Below are 6,494 nucleotides of genomic sequence, written 5' to 3'. Positions count from 1 at the left end.
GTCCCACGCGGAGGCCGCGCCCTCCGCCCAGCCATGGGGCTCATCCCGCGCCGTCAGCCGGTCCACATGCACGGTGACGTGGAAGCGCGCGGCGGATGAGGGCCCGCCCGTCAGCGCGAGCCCCACGTCCAGCACCCGCGCCCGCAGCTCCCGCTCCCGCCGCACGTCGTCCGGGAGGCTGGCCACGGCGAGCAGACACGCGCCGCCCATCACCCGCACCTCCAGCCCGGCCTCGCGCGCCAGGGTGCTCGCGCGCTCCAGGCCCGCGTCCAGGTCCTCCATGGCCGCGGGGCCCGGCTCGTCCGGCAGCCGCGCCTCCACGTACAGCCCCACCGCGCGCGGCACCTCCACCGGCGCCGCGCCGCCCAGCACCGCGCCCCGCAGGTCCTCCAGGAGTGCGTCCACGTCCGGATAGCGCTCCTCGCGGGTCTTGCGCAGACAGCGCACCACCACGGCATCCAGCGCGGCGGACACCGGCGCGTGCTCGCCCGGGCGCGGCGGTGGGGCGTGCAGGTGCAGCTGCTCCACCTCGTGGCGCGTGGTGCCCTGGAAGGGCGGCATGCCCGTGAGCAGCTGGAAGAGCAGCACGCCCACGGCGTACAGGTCCGTGCGCGCGTCGGGCACCTCGCCGCGGATCTGCTCTGGCGCCATGGACAGCGGCGTGCCCAGCACCACGCCGGTGTGCGTGAGTGACGAGCTGCCCGGCGCGCCCGGCACCAGCCCCTTCGCCACGCCGAAGTCCACCAGCTTCACCGCGGGGCCGCCGCGGCCGGGCCCCAGCCGCACCACGTTCTGGACCTTCAGGTCGCGGTGCACCACCCCCGCCGCGTGCGCCACGCGCAGCGCCGCGCCCACCTGCTCCATCACCGCCAGCACCTCGCGCGGGGACAGCGGGCCGCGCGTGGCCAGCTCCGCCGCCAGGTCCTGCCCCTCCAGCCACTCCATGGCGATGAAGGGCCGGCCGTCCGACAGCTCGCCGTATCCCAGCACCGTGACGATGTGCGGATGGCGCAGCCGCTGCAACGTGGCGGCTTCACGCCGGAATCTCCGCAGCGCCACCGCCGCCGCGGCCACGTGCGGGTGCAGCACCTTCAGCGCCGCGGGCACGCCGGACTGCGCGTGCCGCGCCCGGTACAGCGCGGACACGGGGCCGTGGACCTGGACGCGGTCCACGACCCACTCGCCCACGAGCGCGCCGGGCCGCAGCTCCTCGCCGTAGAGCGCCTCCTCGCCGTTGCCCGCCATGCGCTAGCGCTTGCCCGGGGCACTCCGGGAGTCTTCCAGGGGCGGCGCGGGCTCCGACCTGCGCTTGCACAGGTCGCGGTGAGCGTCATCCACCAGGTCGCACGCGCCATTGAGGTAGACGGTGACGGGCTCCTCCCAGACGTTGTTGGACGGGTCGTGGCACTTCCCGAAGTCGCCGTCGCCGCTCAGCAGCGGCCCGTCCTGCTGGTCGCACTGGCGCGGGGCCTGGGGGTCTGTGTTCCAGCACGGCCCCGTCACCTTCGCCGCGCAATCCTGGCCCGAGCCCGGCAGCGCGCACACGCGGTAGGTCGCGTACGCCATGCCGTACACCCAACCCGGGTCGTAGCAGGCATAGAGGTCATTGAAGATGGGCGCCGTCTGGGGGGAGCGCGGCCGGATGACCTCGTACTTGTTCCGCTGCCCCGACACCTGCCTCACCGTCACGTTGATGTCGTCGCGGAGCGCGTCCTTGCCAAAGAGGTTGCCGTAGAAGGCGCCCTCGCGGATCCGGTACACGGAGCGCTCGGAGAGTGGCGCCTGCACCCCGGCCGAGACGCCGACGTTCGCCGTGCCCGCCACTTCGCTGTCCCAGGGCGCGGTCATCACCGTGAAGTAGCCACCGCTCGCGGGGCAGGTGAAGCGCACGGAGGGGTCCGTCGCCTCGTCGGGCGTCGGGTTCGTGGACTCGGGCGAACACCCCTGGCTGGAGGCCACGTGCCGCGCGTCGGCGTTGTTGCAGCCGGCGATGCCCCGGCACACGCGCAGCATCATGCGCGCCTCATCGCTGGAGCCCAGCGGCGTCCCCGGGGAGTCGCAGCTCTGCGGGCCTCCCGCGCCCACGGCGATGGTCTGACCCGCGGGGCACCAGCCCACCGAGTGCATCGTCCAGCCACAGTCCCGCCCCGCGCCCACCGTCTGCTCGTCGCACGGCACCGAGCTGCTCAACGGCGCGGAGGAGGCGGGCACGTGGTCGAGCGGCTTCGTCCATGCGTCCAGCGCGAACGGCTGCGCGATGGAGAGGGCGGGCTCGTGCAGCTCACCGCGCATGGACAGGTCCACGCGCTGGCCCAGCTTGTTGTTGCGCGCCAGGAGGCAGGCCGTCACGCGCTTGAGGCACGCGTCGCCCGGCGCTTGCGTGCGCCACCAGGGACAGAGGCCCGCGGAGCCCGCCCATTCACTGAGCTGGGAGCCAGCGGGCTGCGAGGGATTGAGCCATTTGAGCGTCTCGCCCGGGCCCAGCGCACAGCCCACCAGGTACGCCATGAAGCGCTGCGCGTACGGGTCGCGCAGCTGGTGGTTGATGAACGCGGTCTGCCCGTTGAGCACCATCTCGTCGGGGTCGAAGAGGGACTCCAGCGAGCTCGTGGCCAGGGTCTGATTGGCGTCGTGGTTCGCCGCGATGGCGTTGACCACCAGCTCCTGCGTCAGGAGCGAGTTGGCGATGCGGATGTCCGACTCGCTCGTGCCGAGCGCGACACCCGCACCCGGGCCGACATCAGCGCTGTCCGGAAGCGCGGACTCGCAGCCGGTCAGGGCCAGCAACAGGAAACACCAGGGGACTCGGAGGACGGAGGAGGCCATCGCGTGAACACTCCTTGGGCAGGATTCGGAAATGGGACAGGAAGGAAACCCCAGGCGTGGCCTTCTTGTCTCCCTGTAGCGCGAAAGGTTACGGGCGCGGACCCGAGTAGCGTTTCCAGTTACAGCGCTGCGGGTATGAGCGCCGCACGCAGTGCGTGGAAACACGTAGCCCACAGAGGGGCTTCCGCCACGGCGGGCGCGGCGCGCTCCAGCCATGCGCGGGCCTCGTCCATGGCGCCCGTGCGGCGCGCGACGCCGGTGGCCTGCAGGAGGATCTCCGCCTTCTCGTCGGGCGAGGCCAGCGCGTCCGCTTCCTCCTGGAGCGCGTTCCAATCCGTCGCACGGAAGGCGCCGGTGGTCTGTTGATGGACCTGGAGATCCACGAGGCGCCGCATGATGGCGGTGGGCGGCAGGGACTCCGGTGGACAGCGCTCGGAGATCCAGGCGAGCTGCCGGGCCGCCGCCGCCTCGTCCCCCGCGGCGGCCTGGATGCGGGCGAGGAGCAGCGCGTCCACGGGCACGGGGTGTTCGCGGAAGAAGCGCACGCCCAGCTCGTAGGCGCGCTGCGCGAGGGGGAGCGCTTCGTCCAGGCGGCCCTGCATGTAGAGCACCTCCGCCAGGTTGAAGGTGGACCAGCGCTCCATCTGCGCATGGGCCAGCTCGCGGCCCAGCGACATGGCGCGGCGCAGGTCCGCTTCCATGCGCGGCACGTCGCCCTGGCGCAGCCACAAAAGGACGCGGTTGCTCAGCACGGCGGCCTTGTGCAGCCCGTCGCCCGCCGCCTCGCAGCGCTCCAGGGCCTCGTCGAAGCGCGCGGCGGCTTCCGGGGCGCGGTCCAGGAACGTGAGCGCCGCGCCCAGCAGGGCCAGCGACACGACCAGGGTCTCGTGGTCCCTGGCGCTCTCCGCGCCCTCGGCGGTGGAGGTGAGCACGCGGGCCGCGGCGGCCCACTCGCCCTGCCGCACGTGCAGGCGGCCCCGGGCGAGACCACATCGCAGGGACAGGCGCGGCGCGTCCAGGGGCTCGATGGCGTCGAGGGCTTCGCGCGTGCACGCGGCGGAGCCGTCCGAGTCCTCCATCCAGTCGCGCGCGGTGGCCTCTTCCAGCAGCAGGTCCACTTCGAGTGCCGCGTCGCCCCGGGCGCGGGCCAATGCGCGTGCGGCGGATAGGTCCGCGAGGCTTTCACGGAAGCGCTGGAGGCGGTGGCGCACCTTGCCCCGTCCCGTGAGCGCCTGGGCCCGGCGCGCGGTGTCGGACTCCGGAAGGAGCGCGAGCGCGCGCGTGTAGTGCTGCTCCGCGTCCACGGGCAGGTGTCCGGCGCGGGCCTCCTCCGCGAGCGCCAGGTAGTCCCTCGCGGCTTCCTGGTGGGCGCCGCAGACGGCCGCGTGATGGGCCCTGCGGCGGCGTTCGGCCACGTCCTCGCCCACGCTGGCCTTGAGCGCGGCGGCGTGCAGCGCGCGGCGGGGGGCGGAAGGCAGCAGGGCCTCCAGGGCTTCACGCAGGAGTGGATGGCGGAAGGCAAAGCGGCCCGGGCCCGAGGGGCGCAGGAGGCCCGCGCGGGTCAGCCGTTGCAGGCCCGCGCCCGCGTCCAGGGAGGCGGCGCGTGACAGCTCCGGCCCCACGGCCAGGTGGCGCAGGGCCGCGTCCACCCGGGCGACGTCCACCTCCGTGCCGAGCACCGCGCACAGCCGCGCGAGCACGCGGTGGACTTCCGGAAGGCCCGCGAGCACGCGCGGGGCCAGCCGTTCAAACAGCGGCGTGACGGACACGTCCAGCAGCGCGTCCGGTGCGACATACCATCCACCGCCCGGAGCTGAGCGCAGGGCCCCGGCGGCGCGGAGGGCACGGGCCAGCTCGACGAGCGACAGGGGCACGCCCTGGGCCAGCTGTTCCAGGCGCGCGAGCACGGGCTCGGGGATGTGCTCGGCGGGGCGCAGCAGGTGGAGGAGCACCGCGCGGCTCGCCTCCGGCGGGAGGGGCGGCAGCGAATGGCGGGAAGCATGGGCGCTGCGTTCGCCCAGGTGGGGACGCAGGCCCAGCAGCGAAGGACGCCCGGCGACACCAATCCACAGGGGCGCCCGGGGCCCGGCGAGCGTGGCGCGCTCCAGCACATCCAGGCTCTGGGGATCCGCGAGGTGTGCGTCGTCCAGCAACAGCACGAGCGGTGCTTCACGGGCCTGGGCCAGGAGCGCGTCGGCCAGGGCACGGGGCTCCCCGGACGGACGGCCCACGACGGCGCGCAAGGCATCCAGGAGGGAGCTGGACACCGACGCATCCGGAGGCGGCGCGCGCAGACGGACGACCCGGACATGGCCCGCGGACTCCAGCCGGAGCGCGAGCGCCTTGAGCAGGCGCGACTTGCCATGGCCCACTTCACCGGTGAGCACGCCCAGGCCCGGCACCGAGGAAGACAGGCTCTGCTCCGCATCCGAGACCAGCGCATCCAACAGCGCATCACGGCCTACGAACGGCGGAGGTTCTCCATCAGCACGGCCGCCCTCCTCATCGTGGAGGCGCAGACATGCGTTGGACGCAGGGCCCTGGGGCTCAGCGTCGCGGCCATCCTGCGCCTTCACGGACTCGAGCCAGCTGGGCTCCAGCCTCGCGGCCGCATCCGAGGTCACCCGCACTTCGCCTGGCGCGACCGCCCTTCCCCACCACGTCTCCGGCCGCTCCAGCGCGGCCCCCGCGATGCGCGGCAGCGTGATGCCGGGATGCACGTACAGCACCGCGACGTGCAGGACCGCCGCCGCGTCTCCGGACTCCACCAGCCGCCGTGCCGCGAGCGCCGCCGCGCGCACGTTCGCCTCCGCGGACAATGACTCGCAGAAGACGAGCAGGTAGCCACCCGCCGCGACCCGCGCCAGCACCCCACCGAACGGCTCCAGCGTGGCTGCGAGCCCGTCCACCGACGCGGCCGTGCGCAGCCCCAGCATCGCCACCGGCCGCGCTCCCGCGAACGTTGCCAGTGCCTGCGCCGGCCGCGCGTCTCTCGCCCCGACGACACCCGGCAGCGCGACCTCTTCCGCGCACGCGGCCTCGAACGCGGCCAGCACCTCCTCCGCGCTCGCGTACCGTTCCGCCGGAGCCTTGGCCAGACACCGCGCCACCACCGCGTCGAGCGCCACCGGAACCGGTGCCCGTTCGGACATGCGCGGCGGACGCTGGCTCACGTGTCCTTCGCGCACCTCGTCAGCGCTGCCGTGAAACGGCGGAGTGCCCGTGAGCAGTTCGAAGAGCAGGACCCCCAGCGCGTAGATGTCCGCGGGAGTGCCCGCCTCGCGCGAATCCAGGCACTGCTCCGGCGCCATGTAGACCGTCGTGCCCGCCCGGTTTCCCGCCTCCTCCGACGGCCCCTCTCCCATGCTCCGCGCGAGGCCGAAGTCCAGGAGGCTCAGCGCGCCGCCCTCGCGCAGGAAGATGTTCTCCGGCTTCAGGTCCCGGTGCGCGAGCCCCACCGCGTGCACGCGCGCCACCGCCGGACACAGCCCCGCCAGCAGTTCCCGCACCCGCGCCACGGACGCCGCACCCGTCCCAGGCAGCGCCGCCATCCACGCCGCGAGCGTCTGCCCTCGCAACAACTCCTGCACCAGGAACGGCCTGCCCCCGACCCGCCCCTCCTCCAGCACCGCGGGCACCGTGGGCGGCCCCACGCGCCGCAGCGCCTC

The 6,494-nt window shown here is 73.9% G+C and carries 3 protein-coding genes; all 3 read right to left on the bottom strand.

Translation table 11 applies throughout. The features are described from left to right. A partial coding sequence (locus tag D7W81_RS38860; RefSeq protein WP_147445787.1) for a serine/threonine-protein kinase occupies positions 1-1,245 on the bottom strand: 1,245 nt, incomplete at its 3' end. A gap of 3 nt (positions 1,246-1,248) precedes the next feature. Next, on the bottom strand, positions 1,249-2,826 hold the full coding sequence (locus D7W81_RS38855; protein ID WP_120560394.1) for a hypothetical protein: 1,578 nt from the start codon (positions 2,824-2,826) through the stop codon (positions 1,249-1,251). A 119-nt stretch (positions 2,827-2,945) separates the two neighbouring features. Beyond that, the coding region (locus D7W81_RS38850; protein WP_120560393.1) for a serine/threonine-protein kinase at positions 2,946-6,494 on the bottom strand (3,549 nt) is incomplete at its 5' end.

Source organism: Corallococcus aberystwythensis (assembly GCF_003612165.1).
Taxonomy (GTDB): domain Bacteria; phylum Myxococcota; class Myxococcia; order Myxococcales; family Myxococcaceae; genus Corallococcus; species Corallococcus aberystwythensis.
Note: the sequence above shows the minus strand (reverse complement) of the source record. Positions and strands in the feature narration are given on the sequence as shown.

Excerpts from the sequence above, each read along its gene's own strand:
- D7W81_RS38855 (WP_120560394.1), bottom strand. The coding sequence starts at position 2,826 with ATGGCCTCCTCCGTCCTCCGAGTCCCCTGGTGTTTCCTGTTGCTGGCC.